This is a genomic window from Roseomonas sp. BN140053 (genome assembly GCF_047690175.1).
Classification (GTDB): Bacteria; Pseudomonadota; Alphaproteobacteria; order Acetobacterales; family Acetobacteraceae; genus Roseomonas.
The window spans coordinates 1-21,202 of sequence record NZ_JBLLEB010000035.1; the positions used below are offsets into that span (position 1 = coordinate 1).

A 21,202-nucleotide genomic window follows, 5' to 3' on the forward strand; every position below is an offset into this window, starting at 1 on the left:
GAGGTAGGGTGCGACCAGACCCCATTCCTCATCGGATACGTCGGACGGATAAGCCTTGCGGGTCATCCCGCAAATCTGGACCTCCCCTCAGTCCACAACAGCCTCTAGGGTGTTCTGGCCTGGCGCTGTCCCCGGACGGCCCGGGGTTGGCGGACGTGCTGGAGCACGCTGGGATGTTCGCGCCCGTGGACCGGGACGCCGACGCGATCCGGGCGCGCATGGTGGCACTGTCAGCCGGCTACGCCGAACGCGCCGCGGCGATGGCGGTAGCGAGCCAGGACAACACGCCCGACGATTGGCTGGGCCGGGTGGTGGACGTTCCCGTTGATGCCGCGCCCGTTGCCGCCAGCATCGGGGACGTTGAGACGGCCGTGTCGGACGCGCTGGCCGGCTTCTTCGCTGGTGCAGGGGACCGCTTGGCGGCACGCCGCCCTGTGGCAGCGCGGGGTGCCCGGCCGTGAGCGGCACCGATGCGCTACCCCTGGAGGATCTGGCCGGCGGGCCGCAGGTGGGCATCCGTGCTCCGGTGGGCATCGGCAAGACCCGCGCGCTGGCCGAGCGCATCCGGGACGTGCTGGCCCGCGATCCCGCCGCGCGCGTGGCCTTTGTCGTGCCGGATCATCGGCTCGCGGCCGAGGCGCAGGCCCGGCTCGCGGCCGAGCTGGGTTCGGCTGCTACCGTCGCGACCTGGCCGGGACAGGACCAGCCGGACCCGAACGTGCCAGGCGAGCGCATGTGCCGCCGCCCGGCCGAGGCGCGCGCCGTGCAACGTGTCGGTGGCGAGCTGTCCACCCTCTGCGGCGGGCCGCGCGTGGGCATGTGCCCGTTCCACCCGGACAACCCGGCGGGGACAGCGGCGTGCGGCTACCGCGCGCAGGGGACAGCGGCCCGCGCGGCGCGCGTCGTGGTGCTCGCCACGGCCAACCTGTCCCGGGCCGCGCCCAAGGCGCTACGCCGGCGCGAGACGGACGCGGCGGGCGTCGTGCGCGAGCTGCCCCCCTTCGACCTGGTGGTACTGGACGAAGCGTTCTGGCCGGCGCTGCTGGGCGGGTTCGGCCCGGAACCCGTAGCGGTGTCGCTGGCGGACCTGGAGCCGGCGCTGTGGGCTGGCGTGCCCGCGCGTGGCAGCGAACCTGCCGGCTGGGCCGCGGGGCACGTCCAGGCTGCCCTGGGCGCTCTGGCAAAGGCAGTGGGTGCATCCACACCGGGGGACGGCTTGTCGAAGGCTGCGCTGCAAGCCGCCGGGCTACGCTCCCCCGGCGAGTGCAGCACGGCCCGCGAATACGTCTGGCGGTGCAAGCAGGACGTGGCGGGCACGGTCGGGCGGCTGCTCCAGCCGCAGGACGACGCGGCGCTGTCCCAGACCCTCGCGCCGCTGGCGGACACGAACCGGCGTGTCCTGGCCGTGGCGCGGCTGCTGGACATTGCCGGGGACATCCTGGCCGGGCGGATCGGGCCGGCGGCGCTGCGCGCCGGGACGCGCCAGGGACAGCCGGCGCTTTTCCTTCGGTGGCGGGAGGACATTCACCAGCACTGGCTGGCCGCGCCGCTGGGCATCGTCCACGCCGACGCCACGATGCAACCGGACATCGTGCGCTGCTGGCTGCCGGATTTGGTGGTGGCGCCTACCCCGGCGGCGCCGGCACCGCACATGCGGGTGGTCCAGGTAGAGGACCGCCAGGTGGGCTACGGCTCCCTGCTGGAAGCCCGGAACCGAAGCCAGGACGGGCAGCGCGCTGCGCGCAACAACACGGCGCGCGTTCTGCGCGTGCTGGAGCGCATGGGTCGGGTGTTCCGAGGCCAGGGCGCCGCGGGCGGCCCGGACGTGCTGGCGGTGCTGCCGAAGGCCCTGGAGGACGCGTTGCGCGGGAAGCTGCCGGCCAACGTGGGCACGCTGCATTTCAACGCGCTCCGGGGACAGGACGCGTTCCGGGGCGCGGCCGGCGCGCTGATCGTGTCCCGACCGATGCCGGGCGTGGCGGACGTAGAGGACCGGGCCGAGGTCATCTTCGGCCGGGAGGTCCAGCGGCTCCCGTCAGGCGTGTTCTTCCCGAAGGTCGCCGGCGCTCGCCGGATGGCGGACGGGACGTTCCGCGGCGCCGTCGCCCACCGTCACCCCGACCCGGACGCTGAGGCCGTGCGCTGGGCGACATGCGAGGCCGAGCTGGTGCAGGCGGTGGGCCGGGTGCGCGGCGTGCGCCGGACGGCGAACAATCCCGTGGAGGTCTGGTTGACGACGAGCACGCCCCTGGATGACGTGGCGGTGGCCGAAGCGATCCCGCTGCGCGAGGCGTGGGAGCGGTGGGGCGGGCTGGACCCGGCGACGGCGCTGCTGGAGGCCGGCGTTGTCCCCGCCGGGTGGCGCGGGCGGGGCGCCGTGCTGGAAAAGGCCGGGTTCTTCCCGGGCGCCGCCGATAAGGGCGAGGCGTGCCGGGATTGGTTCCGGCGGGACAAGACGGCCGCCGGCCGGCTGGGCGCCGGGCTGTCGGAGAGACCGGGTTGCCCGCCTGTCCTGTCGGGGGATGGCGCTCCCGGGACTAAGCGCACGAGTTCCGGGAAAACCTCTATAAAGATGTCTATAGAGGAAAACCCGGAAGTCGCGCGCGCCCACCCCGCGGCCACCGAAGGCAGTAACCCCGGCCCGTCCGCGGCCCTCCGCTGGGCCGCCTTCACCTACCGCGCCGCTGGCAGCCGCCAGCGCGATACGGTCCACGTCGCCGCTTGGCACCCGGACCCGCGCGCCGCGGTGGAAGCCCAGATCGGCCCTCTGGACCTCTTCGCGCCGGCAGCACAGGCACCCGCTTCCTTGGTCTGCGCGCGCCGCCAGCGCCGGCCCGCCCGGGCTGTCACGCCGGCCAGTGGCCCGACCCCGGCTGCGTTGCTCCCTGACCCGCTGCTGGCGCTCCCGGCCCCGCCGCGCCTGCTGGCGTTGCCCGCGCCTCCTGCGCCTGCTGCCGTACCTGCCCTGGCCATGGCCACGGCCGGGGAGGAACCTCCCACCGCGAGCCCCCCGGCCCCGGCGCGCCTCCCTGTCCGGGACAGGCAAGTCCGCCTGCCCGACGTGATCCGCGCCGCGGGCCTGGACATGGCCGGGCTGCGTTCCTTCATGCTGCGCGGCGAGGCTCGCGACCTGGAACGGGAACTGGCTAACCGCGGCGTGCGGCTGGAGCTGCGCCGGGCCGCGGCAGCGCGCGTCTGGATCGGCCCGGCTGAGTTCGACGCGGCTCTGTCCCGGGTGGCGTCTGGTGCGTCCGACCGGCTGGCCGCGTAATCGGGACGCTGGCACCCTGTCCAACGGACGCCGGCCCCCGCGCGTGGCGCTGGCTGGAGGCCATCCGATGCTCGACTTCTTCGAAGCCCTACAGCTCACCGTAGCAGCCGCCAACGCGAGAACTGGGAAGCACGAACCTAAGCTAGAGCTTCCTCGGAACGGGAGACATTGGGCAAACTGCGGCGGCTACCTTGGCCATGAATGGATGTACCCGAGCGTGGATTTTTGGGCTCCCGCCGCGATCTCAACCTCCTTCTATTTCGATGCCAACAAGGACGGGAACGGTCTGCACCTCTACAATGAGGTCCACCTGCCCTTACAGGCTGCGCTGTCCCGAGCGTTCCCAGACCAGGAAGTCCGACTCAGTAAGCGCAAGGACGGCTCAGCTGTGGTCGTCAGGGCTTCAGAGCGCGTGTACCAACTAACAACGGAAGAGGCGGCGGTGGTCGTAGCGGACCAGTATGCACGCATGATTGCGGCCGGCCGGCGTGTGTTCCGGCGACATGCTCTCGATGCAGACCAGCCGACGCTGGAGACGCTGCGGAGTGAGTTCGACGCCGATGTCAAGGCGTCGCTAAAGGACCCTGAATCGAGGCGCAAAGCACTTGCTGATCTGGCGAACAAGCGCGGTCCTTCAAAGCGGGTAGAGCGGACAGTCACAGTCTATGAGCGCAATCCGCATGTCGTGGCCGACGCCCTCATGCGTGCTGACGGCACGTGCCAGGGCTGCCAGCAGCCAGCCCCGTTCACCCGCGTCAGTGACGGCACGCCATACCTGGAAGTCCATCACAAGATACCGCTGGCCGAGGGTGGGCCGGACACCCCGGACAACGTGATCGCACTCTGCGCCAACTGCCACCGGGACAGGCATTACGGGCCAACGTCACGCTGACCGGCTCTGCCGTGCAGCACAGTGTCCTAGTCGCACCAGGCCGCCGCGCCGCGCGTCTGGATCGACTGACCTGAGTTCGACGCCGCGCTGTCCCGGGTGGCATCGACCGCGCCAGAGCGGATGGCTGCCTCACTAGACGCCTAGTGGGACTAGGGAAGCCATGGAAGGTTGGTGCCTACTTTAGCCCTGGAGAATCGGCGGCATGCCGGACGCCCTAGCCAAGATCATCGAGCGCCTAACATCTGCTGAGAGCTCGGGCTTCCTCCTGTTTATTGGTGGTGTTCTCTGCGTTCTTCTCGCGGCCGCCGGTGGGTCGGCAAAGTACGACCTCGTAGTCTCGGACCCTTTCTGGCGGTACGCTCTCGGCGCACTCGGCGCCGGGTTTGCCCTGGTAGGGAGTTACTTGCTGAGCAGCGCCCGAGGCTCGTCGCGCAAGCTCCCGAAGGCCGCTGACTGCAAGATCACCATCGACTACCCGCAGGAAGGGATCGCGGTCCGGCCACCCTTCCAGGCACACGGTGAATGTAAGTCCCTACCCGCTGGCTATCGCCTTTGGATGTTCGGCTCGACGCCAAAGAGCAGTGGCAGGACGTACTGGCCCAAAGACGAGATCATCCCGGTGAATGGGAAGTGGCATGCCGAGTTCCGAGCTGGAAGTTTCCAGGATCTGAGTGAGAGGCGCTTCTCCGTGTTCCTCGTTGGCGAAAGCGCAGTGACGTTCATCGAGTACTATCAGAGCGCTGGCGAACACCTTTCGGCGCACGCTTCTGGTGCGGGCATACCGTGGGCTCCACTGCCTAAGCTGCTGCCCGACATGATCGAGTGCGCAAGCCGCACAGTTCGGCTGGTCAGCAGTAAGCCGTCGCCGCACACGTACTCCTAAGCATTCAGGTACCCAGCCGTTTCATCCCAGCTACCGGCCCCGTAGCGCCGCTACCGCGTCCATCCACTGCCAGTGGTCCAGCTCGCCGGCGTTTAGCCGGTCCAGGGCCAGCATGAGCCGCAGCCGGGCATCCTCGCTCACCACCAGCCGCAATAGGTCCCGCTGCGCCGGCCCGTGCTCAGCACAGGCGCGCACCGCGCGGGCGTGGTCGGCCGGGGACAGCGGCTCCAGGTCGGGCGGGACAGCCGCCCGAGCGGGCGCAGCCTGCCCTCCCCCGGCCTGTCCCAGCCGGCGGCGCTTCGACCACGGCCCCGGCTCCCGGGCACGGTACGGCGCGCGCGTCGGGTGCGCGCTGTCCTGGTGCGGCGCCCAGCCGTCAGGTGGCGGCCCCGCTGCGGCGAGGCGCGCCGGTAAACCCCGCTCCGTCGTCTGCCACAACGCGGGCTTGTCCCGCCCGTCCAGCCAGGCCCGCCGCCAGCGCCAGCGTAGATGGTCCAGGACTGCGGGTGGAAGCCATTCGGGACGGTGGCCGGCCCGGGACAGCGCCAGCCACAGCGCCGCGTCCTGGTTCTCGGGCAGCGCCAAAGTGGCGCCATGTGCTCAGGGATTGCGGTCCCAGGCCCCGCGCTGCCGCCCGGCGGCGAGCCGCGCACCCGAGCGCGGCGGGACAGCCCGGCCCAGATGGAGCCGGCACCGCGTCTCGCCCGACAAGGCCCAGCCGCGGCAGGGCGTCCCGTCGCGCCGATTGGCGCAGCAGCGCCGGGCCAATGGGCCGCCGAACCGGCTCGGGATACCAGCCGCCATCACCGCCGCCCGGTGCTCGGGTGAGTGGAATCCTGGCACAAGGGCTTCAGGGTGTCCCAACATCAGCGGCACGCCTCCAGAAAGGTCCGTTTCGGTTCTTTCTCATTTAGGTGGGCGGGCTGCGCCATTCATGGGGTGAGTGGTGGATGGGGGCCGTATTCCCGGTCATGCTGCGGCCAGAACAAGCGGGAATCCGAGATGAACCCCGACGCCTTGCGGGACCGAGAACGCCAGCTGCGCGGCCGGAAGCACATCGCGGGCGCTGTCCTGCTCGCGCTCGGCACGGCGGTCCTAGTGAGCGCGTTCGCGGCAGAGTTCGACGTGCGGGAAACCATCCACGGCTTTCTGCTGCTGGTGGGCGGGCTGTCCGTGTTGGCCCTGGCGGGCTGGCTCTGGCACGAGCAAGGGGCGATCCGGCGCGAGGAACACGCCCTGGACAGCGCCGCGTCAGCACGCGCCCTGACAGCGGCCACCCGCTCCTGGGATGCCGACTAGGTGCCGCTACCCAAGCGCGTTGCCCTGCTGGCACCTGTCCCCTGCATCCACATCCACTCGGCCCTGCCCGTGATCCAGGCCGGCGGCACGCTTGCATTTGGGACCGGCAAGCTGGAGATGTTCGCGGACAGCGAGCGTGTCCCGCCGGGCATCCGAGCACTGATCTATGTGTCCCAAACTGACGGGTACAAAGACGTTGATGCGGCGAAACTCGCTGGAGGCGTGCTCGCCGGCACCTACACCGGCTGGACCATGGCGGATCGGCGCGGCCGATACGCGGGCGACCCAGCGCACCGGCCGCCCACAGCCCACCGGGACGACACTGCCTGGACGTGCTTCTTCACCGTCCACGATTTGCGCTGGTGCTCGGTGCCCCTAGGCGAACTGCGTCACGCTGGGACAGGTCGGCGGGTAGCTGTCCCGCTGCGCGGCCCGGAGTTGGTGGACGACCTGGCAGGTTGACCGCATCCGCGAAGCACGGCACCAGCCGGAGCGTGAACGGACGCTTGCACACCATCGGGTATGAGGGAGCTGCCATTGCCGGCTTCCTGACCGCACTGGAGGCAGCCGGCGTGTCCCTGGTGGTGGACGTGAGGGCCGTTGCCGTGTCCCGCCGGAAGGGTTTCTCCAAGACGGCTCTCGGCCTAGCACTCGCCGACGCCGGCATCCGCTACATGCACCTTCGCGACCTCGGGGACCCGAAGCCTGGCCGTGAGGCAGCTCGCGCCGGCAAGATGGCTGCCTTCCGGCGCATCTACCGCGCCCATCTCGCGACCGACGCTGCCCAGCAAGCTCTGTCTCAGGCCACGGGACTAGCCCAGGCGGAAGCGGCCTGCCTACTCTGCTACGAGGCCGAACCGACCGGGTGCCACCGGTCCATCGTCGCGGCCGCCATTGCGGAGACGACTGGCCTTGGCGTTCACCACATCTACGTTGATGGGCTCGCAGGAAGAACTACTGGTTTTGGTGAAGGCCGTCCCACGGCCGAGTAAGACCTACGGGGAGACGGTCTGCTGCGCCGGCGTTACCGGGTCGGGCGAGTGGCGCAGGATCTTCCCAGTCCGCTTTCGGCAGTTGGCCAGCGCCCAGCAGTTCGCACGCTGGCAGTGGGTCCGGTACTCGTGGCGCCGTCCGGTCGGAGACAACCGGATCGAGAGCCGGCGCGTCGAGGAAAACACTCTCAAGACAGTTCGCAGGCACCCGGAGGCGGATCGCTGGCGGGTGCTGTCCCCGTTGCTGCGGGCGTCCACCCGAGATGCAGCGGAGCGCCGGGAGAGCCTAGCGCTGATCGAGCCGCGTGATCTGCGCCTCCGCGCAAAGCCCAAGACGCCCAGCTTCTTAGCTGAGGAACGCGCGCGGTACCAGGCCGCGGCACGGCAGCACGGCATGTTTGACCGCACCGTGGCCGAGATTGAGCCCTGTCCCTACTCCGTCGCTATCGCCTTCACGGACCACGATGGAGAGAAGCACACGCCGCAGTGCGGCGATTGGGAAACCACCGCAGCGTTCTTCAACCTGCGGCGGTCCATGACCGACCCGGACATCATCCGGCACCTAGAGAGCACCTATACCCAGCCTAGGCCGGGGTCGCGCATCCTGCTTGCAATGGGCACCGTGAAGTCTCGCCCTCGGCAATGGCTCCTGCTGGGCGTACTGCGGGTGCGTGATCCCGCTCCAGGACAGTTCCAACTCGGGCTGTGATACCAGCAGGTACCGGGTGCCACGAGAGCAGCACCCGGCATCGCTGGCGTCAGTAGCCCGGGATGGGTACCGGAAAGGCGTCAGCGAAACGGCGCCCGTGGACGATGTGGCACACCGTCCCGCCATTCAGGCCGACCGTGATAGCGGCCTGGGTCTGAGTCCAACCCATGACCTTGACCGCCCAGAGAACATGGCAGGCTTTGTGGTAGCTGCCGGGGTAAGAGCGACGCGACATGGCGCGGTTCTCCTATGTGGTAAGTAGGAGCTTCCGGCCTTGAACCGCGGAATCGAACGTGCGACTCTCGTTGGGCCTGTCAGGGCACCCCGTTGCGGAGCTAGGCCGAAAGCTTGGTTCGTGACTGGTTCGGCTGGATCGGGTCCGTAGTTACGAGCTACGGTTCCCGATCCAGCTAACTACCTCGGCCGCGGTAGATGCGGCGCAGACCGGCGTTATTGGTCAACCGCCCCTTCCTCCCTCTCCTGTGTGTTTCCATCCCCTTCGGTCGCGGCATCCTCCGGGATTCCGTCATCCTCCGGATTACCATCGTCCTCTGGGATGTTGTCCCTGGCGTCGCGATCTTCCGGGTTGCTGTCCTCGGAATCGCTGGCACGGGAGGGGAGAGCCTCGCCAACCATCTGCTTGTAAGCCTTGAACCTGCCAAGCAGATCCAGTCCCGCAGCGGTTAACACGAAGTGGTCAATCGTGCCGCTGACCATGCCGATTTTGACATCCGCGAGCATCTGCTTCCGGATTGTTCTCTTACTGTAGCGAGTGGCCACAACTAGTTCGGCTAGGCTCATTCCACCGGAGAGTGCCAGGGCCTGGAACATCCAGAACCTCTGAGGACCAATTCTCGCTCTGGCTGGCTTGGTTGAGGCAGGCAGGTCCACGGGCGCGGAAGGCGGAAGCGGAGGCGGAGGCGGAGGCGGAGGCGGAGGCGCAGAAGGCTGAGATCCCGGCAAATGGATGGGCACACCGATTAGTGCCTCAAGCTCCAGTTCCAGGTCCGACTTCTGTTGTTCGGGGACGAAAGCCCGCTGGTAAATGTCCTCAGCTTCCTTGAGCGCCGCCAACTCGCGTTCGGCTACTTGGCGAGCCGCCGCACATTCGGCCAGCTGGCGTCGGAGTTCCGCTTCGCGACCATCGATCTCAGCCAGCCGCTCGGACAGCTCGGCTCGGAGCTGTTCATGGAGTCGCATCAGGGCGGTAAGGGCGCCGGCCATGAGTCAGACCTAACAGGAACGGCGACACCAAACAAGTACATGGCGCTGTAGTTTAGGTCTTGTCCCACTAAAACCCTGTCGCCGCTTGGCTCCCCCTTCCCTCCTATCAGGGCCGTTGCCACGTCCCCGGCCATCTGCGGCGACGTGGCGTACTGCATCGTCGCGCCGGCCAGCGCGCCTGTAAGGGGGCCGCCGGGCAGAGCCGTCAGCGCCAGCGCAGCCGCGGGCACCCCGAAGGCCCGCCAGGCACCCTGGACCGCGTTCCGCTCGGCCGTGTTGGTGTTGGCGCTGTTCCGGCCCACCGCGGCGCCCAGCATCGCGCCGGCGGCGTCAAGGAAGTAGGATGCCTGGGCACCGGCCAGCAGCGAGGACAGGTCCCGCTCGTAGCGAAGGCCCTGGACCACACGCACCAGCGGCTCGAAAGGCCCGGTCACGCCCATGCGTCCCCACGCCTGGGACATGAGCCAGCCTTCCAGCTCCCCGGCCTTGTCCCGCTCATCCCACTTCTCGCCGTTGAAGATTGCTTCGCGCGCCACGGTCACGAGCAGCTGTCCCAGGAACATCGTCCCCGCAAACACCGCGGCCTGTCCCGCGTACCCGCCCGCGGACTTTCCCCAGGCGCGCAGGTTGTCCTCACCCGCCTGCTTCCGCACGTCGGCGTCGCGCGCCGTGGCGTTGACCATGCGCGTCACGACGTTGCGCCAGAACGCATATTTGAATGCAGTCAGGCCGAACATCAGCCGGCCGAGCGGATGGGACGCCAGCTCGGGCCGATCCACCTTCTGCGGGTTCTGGATCACCTGATCCACGAAGCGCGCGATGGCGACGCCGAACAGCTTCCCCTGCCCCTGCTGGAGATCCCCGACATCGGGCAGTGCTTCTGCCTGGAGCATCCACCGCGCGAAGTCCTGGACCTCGGCGTCGGGGATGCCCAGCTCCCGCAGCTCGGCGCGCGCGATTCGCTGCGAGGTTTCCGTGCCCTGTCCCGGCTCGACGCCGCGGGACAGCGAGCGGAAGTATTCCGCGCCCGCCTGCACGGCAACGCGGCGCTGGGCATTGGTCAGCTGCGTCAGGCCCGTGCGCCGGAAGAAGTTGGACATGAGCACGTCGGCGCGCGGGCTGTCCCCGTAGTTGCCCGAGAGCCGGTTGGAGATGAGGTATCGTAGAACGACGACGTGACGACGCCGAGCGCGCGGGCAAGCTCGGCCCGCTGCTGCACGTCCGCGCCGCCCACGATCTCGCGGAACAGGTTGCCGGAGGCGCGGAAGTTCACGCCCATGTCCCCTGTGCGCGAGTAGAGCGTGATCGGCTCGGCCAAGCTGGACCACATGGCGCGCGGGAGCAGCGTCAGCGTTCCCGCGACATGCACCGCCCCCAGAATGTCCTGCACCTTCTGCGGGAAAGACACCGTGCCGCGGCCCGTGGTCGTCTCCACGAAGCCGCGCATGACGGGGATATCCTCCGGTGCAGCACGCCCGGCGTCGTTCGGGTCGCCGGCCACGCGGAGCCACCCTTCCAGCTTCTCGCTGCGCGCCGAAGCGTTCGGTGTAGGCGATCTTGCGCGCCGTGCGCCACAGGTACGTGCTGCCCAGATCCAGGGGATCGTTCACCAGCCACCGCTCGATGATGGTGTCCGCCCCAGCCGGCAGCATCCGCTCGTTCGCACCACGAGTGCTGCACGGTGAGCACCTTGCACACTACGACCAGGGTCGCGGCGTTAAGGCCGATCCTGTACCGGAAATGAGAGGCATTCTGAGAGTTCCGGCTTTGTCACCACGGCACACCCGGCTGACGCGTCATCGCCGGCGGGCGCTGCCGCCGGCGGCGCTGCGGGGGCCGGGACAGCCGGGGGAGTGCTCGGGGCGATAGCGTCGCCCTCGGCAACCACGGCCCAGGGATCGGCCGGCGGTAGCGCGCCGCTCAACGCACGCGCACCGGCTGGCCGGCCTGGATCGTCCAGACCTGGCCGTTGGCGAACTGCCGCGGGACACCCTCGCCCAGCCCGGCGAAGGCCGCCGCGGGCGGCGCGCCGGGAGCCGCGGCGGCAGCCTGCGGCCGGGCGGCGGGAGCCGGGACGGGCGCGGGTGCGCCGCCGGACGGCGGGCGAGGGGTGGACGATGCTGGACCAGAGCCGGTGTAAACGTTCCCCACGACTGGGTTCCAGCGTCCTGTGATGTTGGGCTCGTTGCCCCCCAGCTCGCCTTCCACGATCTCGTCCACAGCCTGCGCGGCGTTGCGCGTCTGCTGATACCGGACCGTGGCTTTCGACACGAGTTGATCCAGCAAATCCGGCGCGATCCGGCCGGCTTCGTCGTAGAAAAGCGTGCCCTCGTTGAGCCGCGCCAGGATGCGCGACTGAACGCTGTCCCGGATAAGCTTGGCTTCGGCCGGGGAAACATCGAGCGCCTGCGGTGGGTTCGCGGTGCGGCGGAATGCCGCCGCTCGCCGGGCAGCATCGTCCAGCGCCGCTGTGACCGCGGGGTTGGGCGCCTGCCCTGCCGCGGCTGCAACCACGGGAATATCGGTTGGATCGGTCGGGGCCAGGATGTCGCCCAAGCCCACTTCCCGACGCGGCGCTGTGGCGAGCTGCCCGCCACGAACGATGTTCACCGGCTGGCTGCCGGCGGTGTGAGCGGCCGGCGCGAGGATCGCTTCTTGATTAGGCGTCATAGCCGGCGCGTTCGGCGCCAGAAGCGGGGCGAGCGCACCGGCGCGTACCTGGTCCTGCGACGGGACCACGCGCGTCTGGCCGGGCACAACGCTGCCGCGGTCCGTGTAGACGGGCGTGCTACCGTCCGTGCCGCCCAGGGTCTCTACAAGGGAGCCGTTCCACTGGCGCTGGTTCTCGCCCAGCGTCGCCCGGAAATGCTGGTCGGCCTGGCCGAGCGAGGCGTCGTGGTAGCGCCGGCTCTCGCCCACCGCGGCGTAGCCCGGCCCGGCGGCGATGTTTGCCCGGCGGATGGTGTTGTCCTGATCCAGCCGGAACCCGCCCTGCGTCTGACCGTAGCCCTGGCCGGCGCCCAGCATGGCGTTGTCGATCTCGGCCGGCGTGGCGCCGGGCCGGTTGGCAACGCTGGCCCGGATGGCTTCGGGCGAGGCAGCAAGAGACGGCGCGCCGGCCAGTGCCGCACCGGCCAGAATGTCAGCGATGGAGCCGTTCTGCCTGAGCGCCTGGGACATTTGAGTTCGCCCGGTAGTCCCTAGCTCCACATCAGCCGTGCGGGCTCGATTGAGCCGAGCGGTGCTCGCATTGGCAAGGGCAGCCGCTTCCTTCTCAGGGTTGGGGAACAGCGCGTCGGCCAACGTGGCGAGGCCCTGAGTAACCCCCGCGGTATTTGAGCTGACGATGGTGCGCGCCATGGCAGGGCATCCAGGAATGATGGTCTAAGATAATGTTCCTTGTCTGTTCCTTCTATTTGCTCTGCATGGAGCGTGGGAGGATTGAACTCGGGAGCGTCCCCTTCGCGCGGGGACGGTGCTGTCCTGCGAAGTTGGTGAAGGCCGCAATTTTCCCGCGGCACCCGGTAGGGACAATCACGCGCGCCGCCGCCCATGCCGGGGGGCCGGGGTGGGTTCCGGGGGCCATGGGCTGGCGGTGATGGGCGCGGCTTGGCCGCCGCTCGTCCCGGGACAGCCTTGGGTGGGTACGCGCCGGACAGGACACCCTTAGCCCAGGCTCGGCACGCGGCTGTGCCAGCTGGGCAGCTTCACTCTTGCGCGGGACAAGACAGGCCCGGCGCTGCGTCTGGATCCGCTACAGTGCTTGACGCGGCATCAAGGGAGCACGCATCTCGCGCCATCCCGGCAGTCGGCTAGGCCGGGGTGCTGGAGCTGCACGGCGCTGGGCGCGCCGTTGATGCCGCAAAAGCAGACGGGACAGGCCGCGGCATCCGCGATCTGTCCCGTTCGGTCACACGCTACTGAGCTGCCACCGGGCGCCCCACCCTCTCAGGTGAGGGCGCCGGCCTGAAGGATGTCGCGGGGTGTCAGGTGGTCCTGACGGGATAGCCCAGGGCTTCCAGAACCCGCCCGACGATCTCGTGCGCCTCGTACCCCTCGTTGTCGCGCAGCTCCACGGCAGCACCTGCCAGCATGGTTAGGAGGGCCGGGGCGTGCGGAGCTATCGGCCGGCTTTTGCTGAGACGGTGATCGAGCATGAACAACAACGTTCTGACCGATCTCGCGCCCTCCTCCTCAGCATAAGCGTGGGCAGCGTTCAGCCGGCGTTCCTCGGCAGCGATTGATTGCGGATGCCGCCGGCGTCCGTGGACGACTGGTGCCTGGGCCGTTTCCTGGCTCGGTACGCCCTGCTTCTCGCTGGTCTGGATCTGGTTCACTCGCTTGCCCTCGTGGTTGCGGAGGGCATCCATCTACTAGCGGGATTCGTGTCCTGGAATCGTGCGCGATGGCGCAGACGGCGCAGGACAGATGCCGACAGTGTTCGGCGTGGGGCGTGCCCCGACGCGCAGGAAAGCCAGCTCGGAGCTGGAAAGAGCGTCCCCTTAGTAGGGGGATGTCCTTTCAGTGTTGCGCGAGCGTGCAGACAAGCCGCAGGACAGCAGCCGGGCAGCAATCGTTATAACGTTTTCGTGAGTGACAAGGCTGTCTAGCTGGAACCCTGGGCTCAACTTGGGACAGGAAGTTGGGACGAAATACCCGACCAGCCGTAAGCCATTGAAACCAAATGGCGTCCCCAAGGGGATTCGAACCCCTGTTACCGCCGTGAGAGGGCGGTGTCCTAGGCCTCTAGACGATGGGGACCCAGCCGGTAGCGGCCTTGTATCCAGGCTTGCCCCGGGGATCAACCCATCCCCGGCGCATTCTTCACAGGAACCACAGCGGGATGCTTCCCCGACCGACAGGCGTCCGAGCAGAAGCGCACCTCCGCCCAGCAACGAGCCCATTTCTTCCGCCAGGCGAAAGGCCGGCCGCAGGCGCCGCAGATCTTGGTGGGCAGGTTCGGCTTGCGATGCGCCATGCGCAGCGCCTAGTCGCCCAGCCGGACTTCGCCGGCCAGACGGCCGCTGCGGGGGTCCAGCAGCAGCACCCGCTCCCCTTCCGGCCGCGACACCCACAGGGCGATGCGCCCTTCCGCACCGGCCATGCCGAGGATTCGCGTCCCCGGCGGCTGGCCCAGCGACGCCTCGACGCCCACCGGGGGCGCCTCGACGCGCGATGCCACCGGCACCGCGCCGCCCATGCGCTGGACGATCAGCGCGACCAGCGTCACGGTGCCCGCCACGATCAGCACCCCCATCACCACGACGAGCACCTTGAGCGCACGCACACCCGACCCCGCTTCGCTGGATTTCATCGCCACGCCCGAACAGGACGGCAGTCGGCTCGACCGCGTGCTGGCGGAGGCGTCAGGGTCACTCTCGCGCTCCCGTGTCAAGGCGCTGATCGAGTCCGGCCATGCCAGCCGCGACGGCGCGCCCGTGACGGAACCGGCGGAAGCCGTGCGCGCCGGGCGCCGCTACGCGCTGGCCGTGCCGCCGCCGGTTTCGGCCGTGCCGCTGCCGCAGAACATCCCGCTGGAGGTCCTGCACGAGGATGCCGACCTGATCGTGCTGAACAAGCCGGCCGGGCTGGTGGTGCATCCGGCGCCGGGCAACCTCGACGGCACGCTGGTGAACGCCTTGCTGGCCCACGCCGGGGACGACCTGCCGGGCATCGGCGGCGAGAAACGTCCGGGCATCGTGCATCGGCTGGACAAGGACACCTCGGGGGTGATGGTGGTGGCCAAGACGGAGGTCGCGCATCGCGCCCTGTCGGAAGCCTTCGCCACCCGCGACCTGGACCGCGAATACCTCGCCCTGGTCTGGGGCCTGCCCTCCCCCGCCCGCGGCGAGATCGAGGGCGACATCGGCCGCCACCCGATGGACCGCAAGCGCATGGCGGTGGTGACCCGCAACGGCAAGCCGGCGCTGACCCGCTACAGCACCGACCGCGCCTGGGGCACGGCCTGCTCGCTGCTGCGCTGCCGGCTGGCGACCGGGCGGACGCATCAGATCCGCGTGCACCTGGCCGAGAAAGGCCATCCCGTGGTGGGCGACCCCGTCTACCTCCGCCGCACCCCGGCGGCGGCCCGCGGACTCGGCCCGGAAGCGCGCGAAGCCCTGCTGGCCTTTCCGCGACAGGCCCTGCACGCGGCCACGCTGGGCTTCCGCCATCCAATTTCCGGGGATCAGCTACGCTTCAGCGCACCCCTCCCCCCGGACTTCCTTAAGCTATTGGAAATACTGAATTCATCTACGGTGTAACCCCACCGTTACCGTCGGTTTTCCTTGCGTACCGCAGCGGTACGGTTTAAAAGATCAACCAGCCCCGCAGCCGGGTGCCAAGCCAAGGCGTTATCGCACCGAGCCGCCCCGACGTGACCGGGACGTCCGCGATCATGCCGGGCCCGCGCTGCGGAGGGCTTCAGAAGGAACCCCGGTTCCAGGTCCCGCCGTCACGGGGGATGCTGGGCCGGCGCAGGAGGCAGTACCCCTCATGGCTTCCAGTTCCGTGATTCCGATGATGGCCCCGGAAGGCAATCTGTCCCGGTACCTTCAGGAAATCCGCAAGTTCCCGATGCTGGCTCCCGATGAGGAGCTCGCCCTGTCCAAGCGCTGGAGGGACATGGGGGACGAGAAGGCCGCGCACAAGCTCGTCACCTCGCACCTTCGTCTCGTCGCCAAGATCGCCATGGGCTACCGCGGCTACGGCCTGCCGGTGGGCGAGCTGATCTCGGAAGGCAATGTCGGCATGATGCAGGCGGTGAAGCGGTTCGACCCGGACCGCGGCTTCCGCTTGGCGACCTACGCGATGTGGTGGATCCGCGCCGCGATCCAGGAATACATCCTGCATTCCTGGTCGCTGGTGAAGATGGGCACCACCGCCGCGCAGAAGAAGCTGTTCTTCAACCTGCGCCGCCTCAAGGCGCAGATGTCTGCCCTCGAGGAAGGCGACCTTCAGTCCGAGCAGGTCGAGAAGATCGCGCGCGTGCTGCAGGTGCCCGAGCAGGACGTGGTGTCCATGAACCGGCGCCTCGCCTCCTCCGACCAGAGCCTGAATGCCCCCGTCCGCGCCGACAGCGAGGGCGAGTGGCAGGACTGGCTGGTGGATGAGGGCGAGAGCCAGGAAAGCGAGCTGGCCGACCGGGAGGACATGTCCAACCGTCGCCACCTGCTCGACACCGCGCTGAAGACGCTGAACGAGCGCGAGCGGCACATCCTGATCGAGCGGCGCCTCAAGGACGAGCCGACCACGCTGGAGGAGCTGTCGCAGCAGTACAACATCTCCCGCGAGCGGGTCCGGCAGATCGAGGTCCGTGCCTTCGAGAAGCTGCAGAAGTCGATGAAGAACCAGATCGTCGAGCGCCGCCTTGCGGTCGCCTGATGGATACGACGGAGACCTTGAGAAGGGCGGCGGGGCAACCCGCCGCCCTTTTTCTTTATTCGGCCCGCCAACCCGTCAGCATCAGTCCCAAAGCGGCGAGGCAGGTCACCGCCCCCGCCAGGAACAACGCGGGATAGCCGGCCAGCGCGGCCAGCGCGCCCGCCAGCGGCCCGGTCAAACCGTTGGCCACGTCCACGAAGGCCAGGAAGGCGCCCACCGCGAGTCCGCGGCTTTCCGGCGGCACGCGCCGCACCGCCTCGATCCCCAGCGCCGGGAACACCAGCGAGAAGCCGATCCCCGTCACCGTGGCGCCCAGCAGCGCCACCCCGGCATTCGGCGCCAGCCACAGCAGCAACTGCCCGAAGATCTCGATCACCACCGACACGATGCCCACGGTGCGGCCGCCCATGCGGTCCGGCAGGTGCGCGAGGAACAGGCGCACCACGATGTAGCCGGCCGCGAAGCCGCTCATCGCCAGCCCGGCGCGGGACCAGCCCTGGCTGCCGTAGAACAGCGCGATGAAGCCGCCCAGCACCGCGAAGGGCACGGAGGCCAGGGCCAGGGCGAGCCCCTGCCGCCAGATCAGCCCGATCACCCCGGCAAAGGACACGCGCCGCCCGCCCGTCCCGCTCGCCGGCACCGCCGGCAGCAGCAGCGCCACCGCGAGCGCCAGCAGCGGCAGCACCAGCGTCACGAGCGCCACCCCGCGGAAACCGGCCCAGCCCATCACCCACAAGCCCAGCGGTGCCCCGGCGCCCAGGGCCACGAACATCGCGATGCCCTGCCAGGCCATCACCATGCCGGTGCGCAAGGGTCCCACCCGGGCAATGCCCCAGGCCATGGTGCCGGTCAGGAACAGGCTTTCCGCCAAGCCCAGCAGCAGCCGCCCCAGCAGCAGCACCGCCAGCGCCGGCGTGCCCGAGAGCAGCGTTGCCGCGAGGTAGAACAGCCCGGCCAGCGCGGCCAGCGGCAGCCCCACCAGCACCGCCCGCTTGGCGCCGCGCCCGTCCACGATCCGCCCGGCGGTGCGGCGGGTCAGGATGGTGGCGAGCGACTGGATGCCCACCACCCAGCCCGCCGTCACGGTGCCGAAGCCCAACTCCTCGTGCACGTAGACCGGCAGCACCGGCAGCGGCAGCCCGATGCACAGGAAGCCCAGGCACACGATCGCCACCAGCGGCAGCAGTCGCAGCGCCGGCCTGGGAAGCGCGGATACGTCAGGCGTGGGGGTTCGAGCGTCCATGGGCGGCGCCTCCGGTCAACAAGGGCCTCCCGGAAACAGCTGGCCCGCGGCGGGGCGCATTGGCGGCGCGAGGGCGCCCGCGGCGGTTGCGCACCGCGGGGCTCCCGGCAACGCCGCCATGTGGCGTGCAGGGCGCGTGGGGGTCAAGGCCGCGCGCAGAAACGGCAGCAGGGCGGCGCGCGGGCACCTCGCCCGGCGCGCCGCGTGGCGGATCAGCCGGCGGTGGGGACCGGACCGCGCGTGGGCGCTTCCGGCGCCTGGGTCTGCACCGGCCGGTTCTCGGCGGCGGAGCGGTACAGCGCCTCGGTCAGCCGCTGGTCCTGCAGCCCTTCCTCGCCGGGGGTATGCGGCTGCTCGTTGCTCTTCACCCGCTCGGAGAAGTGGTCGATCTCGGTGGCGAACTGGTTCTTGTGCTCAATCACCCGCTCCTCGCGCCCCACCACCTGGCCGGACTTGCGCGACACCTCCATCCGCTGGCCGACATAGGAGAAGGCGTCGGGCATCTCCACCGTGCCGGCCTCGAAGTGCAGCCGCAGGTCCTTGTTGTTGAAGGCGCCGTAGGAGGCCAGGCAGTTGGCCATCACCCCGGACGGGAAGCGCAGCGAGAAGCTGATGCTCTCCTCCACCTCGGCCCAGCGCGTGTCGCGCTCGGGGCTGAAGGTGTGGGCGGTGACCTCGATCGGCTCCTCGCCGGTGATGTAGCGCGCGGCGTTCAGGCAGTAGATGCCAATATCCGGCATGGCGCCGCCGCCCGCCAGCGCCTTGGAATAGCGCCATTGCGGCCCGGGACCGTTGGCCTGCACGTTGGTCGCCTCGATGAAGCGCAGCCGGCCGAGCTGGCCCGAGCGGACGAGGTCGATGGCCGCGCGGTTATACGGTTCGTACTGGCAGCGATAAGCGATCATCAGCCGCACCCGCGCTTCGGTGCAGGCCTGCACCATGGCCTGCGCGTCGGCAACGGAGGTCGCCATGGGCTTCTCGCACAGCACGTGCTTGCCGATCGCCGCGGCGCGCTGCGTGTATTCCCGGTGCATGGCGTTGGGCAGCACGATGTAGACCGCCTGGACGCCGGGCATATCACGCAGCTTCTCGAAATCGGCGTAGCCCAGCACGGCGCTCTCGGGCAGGCCGTACTGCGCCGCCACCACCTTGCCCTTCTCGGGGCTGCCGGTGACCAGCGCCGCGAGGCGGGATCGCTTGCACTCGCCGAAGGCGGGCAGGATCTCCTCCAGGCTCAGGCGGCCCAGCGCGACCACGGCGTAGCCCACGCGCTCGGCCGGCGGCAGCGGCGCCGGCGGCGGGGAGCTGCGCGGCTCCACCTCGCTGCGCCAGTTCGGGAAGGCCACCTTGCCGTCCTGCACCCCGCCCACATCCATGTTCGAGGGCTCGGGGTAGCCGGGCGCCCCGGCACCGCCCAGCGCGATGCCGAGGGCCGAAAGGCCGGACACGCGCATCAGCTCGCGGCGGCTGGGTGAAAGGAGGTCGAAGGGCATGGCATGCTCCGGCTGGTCCCCGGCAGAACGCCCCGCGGCGCACGGGTGTTGCGCCGCGCCATGACCGCCATTCGCCTGGCCGATTGGACGCGCCCGGCCGCGCAGCCCATCTGTCCGTCACGATCGGAGGAGTGATCCCCATGCCCGACGGTACCCCCCTGCCCCAAACCGCGGCGCCCCGGCCCGGCGCGCCCGCGGCGATGCGGATCGGCCACGTCCACCTCAAGGTCGCCGAGCTGGAACGCGCCCTGCGCTTCTGGCGCGACGTGATCGGGCTGGAGGTCACCCAGCGCGCCGGCGACCAGGCGGCCTTCCTGTCGGCCGGCGGATACCATCACCACATCGCGCTCAACACCTGGGACAGCCGGGGCGGTCCGCCGCCGGCGCCGGGCACCACCGGCCTGTACCACGTGGCCCTGCTGTTTCCCGACCGCGCTACGCTGGGCGCCGCGCTGCGCCGGGTGCTGGACGCCGGGATCACCCTGGAAGGCGCTGCCGACCACGGCGTGTCGGAGGCGATCTACCTGCGCGACCCCGACGGCAACGGCGTGGAACTCTACCGCGACCGTCCGGCGGAAAACTGGCCGCGCGACGCTGCCGGCGGACTGGCCATGTTCAACCGCCGCCTGGACCTGCAGGCGCTGCTGCGCGAAGCCTCGGCCTGAAGGGTCAGGCCGGGTCTTCCCGCACCGCCACCGCGGCGTCGCGCGACCAGCCCAGCCGCACCGGTAGCCCCTCGGCCGGCGCGATGGGCGCGCCCCAGGTGGGCAAGGCGACGCGCAGCTCGCCCAGCTCGGCGGTCCGCACCGTCAGCGCGTAGCCGGCGCCGCCGTAGGACCAGGCGGTCACGACACCCTCCACCAGGTTGTCCGCCGCCGCGCCGGGGGCGAGCACCCCGATCTTCTCGGGCCGCAGGCTCATCAGCACCGCCTCGCCCGGCAGCCCGTCGCCGCGCGCCAGCAGGCGCCGCCCACTCACCCGCAGCGCCACGAAATCCGGTCCGTCCCGCGCTTCCACCGTGGCGGCCAGGAAGTTGGACTTGCCCAGGAACCCCGCCACGAAGCGCGTCGCCGGCCGCTCGTAGAGCTCGGCCGGGCTGCCCTGCTGCACCAGCCGACCGCGATCCAGGATGGCGATGCGGTCCGACATCGACAGCGCCTCCTCCTGGTCGTGCGTGACGTTGACGAAGGTGCGGCCGACGCGACGGTGCAGCGCCTTCAGCTCCTCCTGCAGCTCCGTGCGCAGCTTGCGGTCCAGCGCCGAGAGCGGCTCGTCCAGCAGCAGCAGCGCCGGGTCGAACACCAGCGCCCGGGCCAGCGCCACGCGCTGCTGCTGCCCGCCCGAAAGCTGCGCCGGCCGCCGGTCGCCCAACGCCCCGAGCTGCACGAGGTCCAGAGCCGCCCGCACCTTGGCATCCCGCTCGGCGCGGCCGAGGCGGCGCACGCGCAGGGGAAAGGCGACGTTCTCCGCCACCGTCATGTGCGGGAACAGGGCGTAGCCCTGGAACACCATGCCGAACTCGCGCTGCTCCGGCGGCAGGGCGGTGATGTCGCGCCCGTCCAGCAGCACCTGCCCGGCCGAGGGCGCCACGAAGCCCGCGATCACCATCAGCAGCGTGGTCTTGCCCGAACCGGACGGGCCCAGCAGCGTCAGGAACTGCCCGCTTTCCACCGCCAGCGACACGTCGCGCACCGCGGCGGCGTCGCCGTACAGGCGGGTGATGCCCTGCAGGGTAAGCGCATGGCCCACCGAAGCGGCGCGCCGCGGCGCTGCCGCCACCCCGGGCGGTGGAGCGGCCATTTCGGCGAGAGGA

The 21,202-nt window shown here is 69.9% G+C and carries 22 protein-coding genes and 1 tRNA gene; 11 read left to right on the top strand and 12 right to left on the bottom strand.

Translation table 11 applies throughout. The annotated features are described in order from the left end of the window. Window positions 1–173 precede the first annotated feature (173 nt). The 4 genes from ACLIBK_RS21065 (at window position 174) to ACLIBK_RS21080 (ending at window position 5,046) form a co-directional block, all read left to right on the top strand. Window positions 174–461 (top strand): hypothetical protein, encoded by a 288-nt coding sequence (locus tag ACLIBK_RS21065; protein WP_415389275.1) that lies wholly within the window; start codon window positions 174–176, stop codon window positions 459–461. Then, window positions 458–3,271 carry a hypothetical protein gene (locus ACLIBK_RS21070; RefSeq protein ID WP_415389276.1) on the top strand — a complete coding sequence of 938 codons (2,814 nt, stop codon included), beginning with the start codon at window positions 458–460 and terminating at the stop codon, window positions 3,269–3,271. The genes ACLIBK_RS21065 and ACLIBK_RS21070 overlap by 4 nt, the downstream gene beginning before the upstream one ends. Before the next feature lie 67 nt (window positions 3,272–3,338). Further along, window positions 3,339–4,163: an HNH endonuclease gene (locus tag ACLIBK_RS21075; RefSeq protein ID WP_415389277.1), complete on the top strand. Its 825-nt coding sequence runs from the start codon at window positions 3,339–3,341 to the stop codon at window positions 4,161–4,163. 202 nt (window positions 4,164–4,365) lie between these two features. After that, window positions 4,366–5,046 carry a hypothetical protein gene (locus ACLIBK_RS21080; protein WP_415389278.1) on the top strand — a complete coding sequence of 227 codons (681 nt, stop codon included), beginning with the start codon at window positions 4,366–4,368 and terminating at the stop codon, window positions 5,044–5,046. 30 nt (window positions 5,047–5,076) lie between these two features. Here the strand turns inward: ACLIBK_RS21080 and ACLIBK_RS21085 are convergent, their stop codons facing one another. Beyond that, window positions 5,077–5,631, bottom strand: a complete 555-nt coding sequence (locus ACLIBK_RS21085; protein WP_415389279.1) for a hypothetical protein — start codon at window positions 5,629–5,631, stop codon at window positions 5,077–5,079. Window positions 5,632–6,048: 417 nt separating this feature from the next. On the opposite strand from ACLIBK_RS21085, the gene ACLIBK_RS21090 reads away from it, so the two are divergent. From ACLIBK_RS21090 to ACLIBK_RS21105, 4 genes are read left to right on the top strand one after another with little or no spacing between them, the layout of a single operon-like run. Next, the gene (locus ACLIBK_RS21090; RefSeq protein WP_415389280.1) at window positions 6,049–6,345 is read left to right on the top strand and encodes a hypothetical protein; all 297 of its coding nucleotides are present in this window, start codon (window positions 6,049–6,051) and stop codon (window positions 6,343–6,345) included. Continuing rightward, a complete protein-coding gene (locus ACLIBK_RS21095) occupies window positions 6,346–6,807 on the top strand; it encodes a hypothetical protein (protein WP_415389281.1) in 462 nt (153 codons plus the stop codon). Between the two features lie 44 nt (window positions 6,808–6,851). Then, on the top strand, window positions 6,852–7,337 hold the full coding sequence (locus tag ACLIBK_RS21100; RefSeq protein WP_415389282.1) for a DUF488 family protein: 486 nt from the start codon (window positions 6,852–6,854) through the stop codon (window positions 7,335–7,337). Next, window positions 7,309–8,046: a hypothetical protein gene (locus ACLIBK_RS21105; protein WP_415389283.1), complete on the top strand. Its 738-nt coding sequence runs from the start codon at window positions 7,309–7,311 to the stop codon at window positions 8,044–8,046. The genes ACLIBK_RS21100 and ACLIBK_RS21105 overlap by 29 nt, the downstream gene beginning before the upstream one ends. 450 nt (window positions 8,047–8,496) lie before the next feature. Here the strand turns inward: ACLIBK_RS21105 and ACLIBK_RS21110 are convergent, their stop codons facing one another. The 8 genes from ACLIBK_RS21110 to ACLIBK_RS21145 all read right to left on the bottom strand — a co-directional run bounded on the left by ACLIBK_RS21110 (window position 8,497) and on the right by ACLIBK_RS21145 (window position 14,557). Continuing rightward, complete coding sequence (locus ACLIBK_RS21110) at window positions 8,497–9,270, bottom strand: hypothetical protein (protein ID WP_415389284.1); 774 nt, start codon at window positions 9,268–9,270, stop codon at window positions 8,497–8,499. Beyond that, window positions 9,246–10,370 carry a hypothetical protein gene (locus ACLIBK_RS21115; RefSeq protein WP_415389285.1) on the bottom strand — a complete coding sequence of 375 codons (1,125 nt, stop codon included), beginning with the start codon at window positions 10,368–10,370 and terminating at the stop codon, window positions 9,246–9,248. The genes ACLIBK_RS21110 and ACLIBK_RS21115 overlap by 25 nt, the downstream gene beginning before the upstream one ends. Further along, on the bottom strand, window positions 10,340–10,717 hold the full coding sequence (locus ACLIBK_RS21120; RefSeq protein ID WP_415389286.1) for a hypothetical protein: 378 nt from the start codon (window positions 10,715–10,717) through the stop codon (window positions 10,340–10,342). The genes ACLIBK_RS21115 and ACLIBK_RS21120 overlap by 31 nt, the downstream gene beginning before the upstream one ends. Before the next feature lie 473 nt (window positions 10,718–11,190). Further along, the gene (locus tag ACLIBK_RS21125; protein ID WP_415389287.1) at window positions 11,191–12,630 is read right to left on the bottom strand and encodes a hypothetical protein; all 1,440 of its coding nucleotides are present in this window, start codon (window positions 12,628–12,630) and stop codon (window positions 11,191–11,193) included. A 626-nt stretch (window positions 12,631–13,256) separates the two neighbouring features. Further along, on the bottom strand, window positions 13,257–13,640 hold the full coding sequence (locus tag ACLIBK_RS21130; protein ID WP_415389288.1) for a hypothetical protein: 384 nt from the start codon (window positions 13,638–13,640) through the stop codon (window positions 13,257–13,259). A 315-nt stretch (window positions 13,641–13,955) separates the two neighbouring features. After that, a tRNA-Glu gene (locus ACLIBK_RS21135) sits at window positions 13,956–14,031 on the bottom strand. A 40-nt stretch (window positions 14,032–14,071) separates the two neighbouring features. Further along, window positions 14,072–14,248: a DUF2256 domain-containing protein gene (locus ACLIBK_RS21140; protein WP_415389289.1), complete on the bottom strand. Its 177-nt coding sequence runs from the start codon at window positions 14,246–14,248 to the stop codon at window positions 14,072–14,074. 9 nt (window positions 14,249–14,257) lie between these two features. Continuing rightward, window positions 14,258–14,557: a DUF6476 family protein gene (locus tag ACLIBK_RS21145; RefSeq protein WP_415389290.1), complete on the bottom strand. Its 300-nt coding sequence runs from the start codon at window positions 14,555–14,557 to the stop codon at window positions 14,258–14,260. On the opposite strand from ACLIBK_RS21145, the gene ACLIBK_RS21150 reads away from it, so the two are divergent. Next, window positions 14,544–15,533 carry an RluA family pseudouridine synthase gene (locus ACLIBK_RS21150; RefSeq protein ID WP_415389291.1) on the top strand — a complete coding sequence of 330 codons (990 nt, stop codon included), beginning with the start codon at window positions 14,544–14,546 and terminating at the stop codon, window positions 15,531–15,533. The two genes, ACLIBK_RS21145 and ACLIBK_RS21150, sit on opposite strands and share 14 nt — an antisense overlap. A gap of 232 nt (window positions 15,534–15,765) precedes the next feature. Then, window positions 15,766–16,653 (top strand): RNA polymerase sigma factor RpoH, encoded by an 888-nt coding sequence (gene rpoH / locus ACLIBK_RS21155; RefSeq protein ID WP_415389292.1) that lies wholly within the window; start codon window positions 15,766–15,768, stop codon window positions 16,651–16,653. A gap of 55 nt (window positions 16,654–16,708) precedes the next feature. On the opposite strand, the gene ACLIBK_RS21160 is transcribed toward rpoH, so the two are convergent. Both ACLIBK_RS21160 and ACLIBK_RS21165 read right to left on the bottom strand, forming a co-directional pair. Continuing rightward, window positions 16,709–17,896 carry an MFS transporter gene (locus tag ACLIBK_RS21160; protein WP_415389293.1) on the bottom strand — a complete coding sequence of 396 codons (1,188 nt, stop codon included), beginning with the start codon at window positions 17,894–17,896 and terminating at the stop codon, window positions 16,709–16,711. Window positions 17,897–18,108: 212 nt separating this feature from the next. Beyond that, window positions 18,109–19,389, bottom strand: coding sequence for a Gfo/Idh/MocA family protein (locus ACLIBK_RS21165; protein WP_415389294.1), 1,281 nt, complete (start codon window positions 19,387–19,389; stop codon window positions 18,109–18,111). 140 nt (window positions 19,390–19,529) lie between these two features. On the opposite strand from ACLIBK_RS21165, the gene ACLIBK_RS21170 reads away from it, so the two are divergent. Further along, a complete protein-coding gene (locus tag ACLIBK_RS21170; protein ID WP_415389295.1) occupies window positions 19,530–20,054 on the top strand; it encodes a VOC family protein in 525 nt (174 codons plus the stop codon). Between the two features lie 4 nt (window positions 20,055–20,058). On the opposite strand, the gene ACLIBK_RS21175 is transcribed toward ACLIBK_RS21170, so the two are convergent. Continuing rightward, window positions 20,059–21,189 (bottom strand): ABC transporter ATP-binding protein, encoded by a 1,131-nt coding sequence (locus tag ACLIBK_RS21175; RefSeq protein ID WP_415389320.1) that lies wholly within the window; start codon window positions 21,187–21,189, stop codon window positions 20,059–20,061. Between the last annotated feature and the right edge of the window lie 13 nt (window positions 21,190–21,202).

Bases quoted from the DNA above. Each gene is read 5' to 3' on its own strand.
- ACLIBK_RS21065 (WP_415389275.1), top strand. From the start codon at position 174: ATGTTCGCGCCCGTGGACCGGGACGCCGACGCGATCCGGGCGCGCATG.
- ACLIBK_RS21075 (WP_415389277.1), top strand. From the start codon at position 3,339: ATGCTCGACTTCTTCGAAGCCCTACAGCTCACCGTAGCAGCCGCCAAC.
- ACLIBK_RS21080 (WP_415389278.1), top strand. From the start codon at position 4,366: ATGCCGGACGCCCTAGCCAAGATCATCGAGCGCCTAACATCTGCTGAG.
- ACLIBK_RS21090 (WP_415389280.1), top strand. From the start codon at position 6,049: ATGAACCCCGACGCCTTGCGGGACCGAGAACGCCAGCTGCGCGGCCGG.
- ACLIBK_RS21110 (WP_415389284.1), bottom strand. From the start codon at position 9,270: ATGGCCGGCGCCCTTACCGCCCTGATGCGACTCCATGAACAGCTCCGA.
- ACLIBK_RS21115 (WP_415389285.1), bottom strand. From the start codon at position 10,370: ATGTCCAACTTCTTCCGGCGCACGGGCCTGACGCAGCTGACCAATGCC.
- ACLIBK_RS21120 (WP_415389286.1), bottom strand. From the start codon at position 10,717: ATGCGCGGCTTCGTGGAGACGACCACGGGCCGCGGCACGGTGTCTTTC.
- ACLIBK_RS21125 (WP_415389287.1), bottom strand. From the start codon at position 12,630: ATGGCGCGCACCATCGTCAGCTCAAATACCGCGGGGGTTACTCAGGGC.
- ACLIBK_RS21130 (WP_415389288.1), bottom strand. From the start codon at position 13,640: ATGGATGCCCTCCGCAACCACGAGGGCAAGCGAGTGAACCAGATCCAG.
- ACLIBK_RS21140 (WP_415389289.1), bottom strand. From the start codon at position 14,248: ATGGCGCATCGCAAGCCGAACCTGCCCACCAAGATCTGCGGCGCCTGC.
- rpoH (WP_415389292.1), top strand. From the start codon at position 15,766: ATGGCTTCCAGTTCCGTGATTCCGATGATGGCCCCGGAAGGCAATCTG.
- ACLIBK_RS21160 (WP_415389293.1), bottom strand. From the start codon at position 17,896: ATGGACGCTCGAACCCCCACGCCTGACGTATCCGCGCTTCCCAGGCCG.
- ACLIBK_RS21165 (WP_415389294.1), bottom strand. From the start codon at position 19,389: ATGCCCTTCGACCTCCTTTCACCCAGCCGCCGCGAGCTGATGCGCGTG.
- ACLIBK_RS21170 (WP_415389295.1), top strand. From the start codon at position 19,530: ATGCCCGACGGTACCCCCCTGCCCCAAACCGCGGCGCCCCGGCCCGGC.
- ACLIBK_RS21175 (WP_415389320.1), bottom strand. From the start codon at position 21,189: ATGGCCGCTCCACCGCCCGGGGTGGCGGCAGCGCCGCGGCGCGCCGCT.